General features: G+C 59.1%; 2 tRNA genes and 1 rRNA gene. All 3 read left to right on the top strand.

Features of this window, described 5'->3' with window-relative positions:
- Positions 1 to 266: 266 nt before the first annotated feature.
- Positions 267 to 343: transfer RNA gene (locus GPJ75_RS27125), tRNA-Ile, on the top strand.
- A gap of 21 nt (positions 344 to 364) precedes the next feature.
- Positions 365 to 443: transfer RNA gene (locus GPJ75_RS27120), tRNA-Ala, on the top strand.
- Positions 444 to 798: 355 nt separating this feature from the next.
- A 23S ribosomal RNA gene (locus GPJ75_RS27115) occupies positions 799 to 1,175 on the top strand; the annotation flags it as partial.

The following is a 1,175-nucleotide window of genomic DNA, read 5'->3' as shown; positions in this document are numbered from 1 at the left end:
AGAACAAAGGCCGAGGAAAGTCATTCTTCGGCCGACCTTACAGGCCGGCCCTGCCGCCTTCGTTTCTCTTTCTTCTTGATGATTGGTCATTTGGTGTTGTCCTCACGGATGAGCGCGGCTTCGCCGCTATCCTCCGGACGGGGCGGGCAAACGTGCCCGACGCGCGGTCGCGCTTGCGAAGCCTTGTGCGGCTTCGGGGTTCCCCTGTGTCAGGGGCTGAGGGCTGTGTCAGGGCTAAGATTGGCCTGGTTGCCGACCACTGATCCGGGCCTGTAGCTCAGGTGGTTAGAGCGCACCCCTGATAAGGGTGAGGTCGATAGTTCGAGTCTATCCAGGCCCACCATTTCCGCTCGTAAGGCGAAAAGGGGCCGTAGCTCAGCTGGGAGAGCACCTCCTGCTTTGCAAGCAGGGGGTCGTCGGTTCGATCCCGTCCGGCTCCACCATCCTGCTTTGCTCCCCGAGCTTGGCAGGGCCGTCCGGTTTTGGCCGGCTTTGTGGGTTGATCGATCATCGTTGAAGAAAAAAAGTTTGCGGCCGGCGAAGCTGGCCGCCTGTTCTGTGTGACATCGTGAAGAGAAGATTTGTTCGGGTTCCGCGTTCGGAGCCTGGTCCGGGAAGGTCCATAACCTTCCGTAGGTGGCCGGGTGTCGATGGATGCGGCATCGTCGCCGGAGACGCTCAATCTCCGGCATAGGATTGGCTCGCCTAACCGCAGGCCACCGGACAGATCTCGAGAAGCTGGTCTTTTCTGCCGATGTCGTTCGGGTGCGAACCTGGATGGGCATTGGCAATGAGAATGATCAAGTGTCTTAAGGGCGACTGGTGGATGCCTTGGCATGCACAGGCGATGAAGGACGTGATACGCTGCGAAAAGCCACGGGGAGGTGCGAATACCCTTTGATCCGTGGATATCCGAATGGGGAAACCCACCTTCGATACTTGGAAAATCTTTTTGGTTGGAGCGCCATCCGCGGTTTGCGGGTGGGCGGGTTCAGCGGCCGACCGGCCGCCGCCGGTGTTCCGGCGCGCCCGCGCAGGGCCAGCATCCCGCAAGGGATGCGGTGCGGCCTGTGAGCGAGAACCAAAATGGTTTCCAAGTATCGGTTAAGGTATCTTATTCTGAATACATAGGGATAAGAAGCGAACGCGGGGAACTGAAACATCTAAGTACCCGT

The sequence above is a fragment of the Chelativorans alearensis genome, assembly GCF_010993735.1.
GTDB lineage: Bacteria > Pseudomonadota > Alphaproteobacteria > Rhizobiales > Rhizobiaceae > Chelativorans > Chelativorans alearense.
The sequence above is the reverse complement of the archived record's forward strand: the minus strand, read 5'-3'. Positions and strand labels throughout refer to the sequence as shown.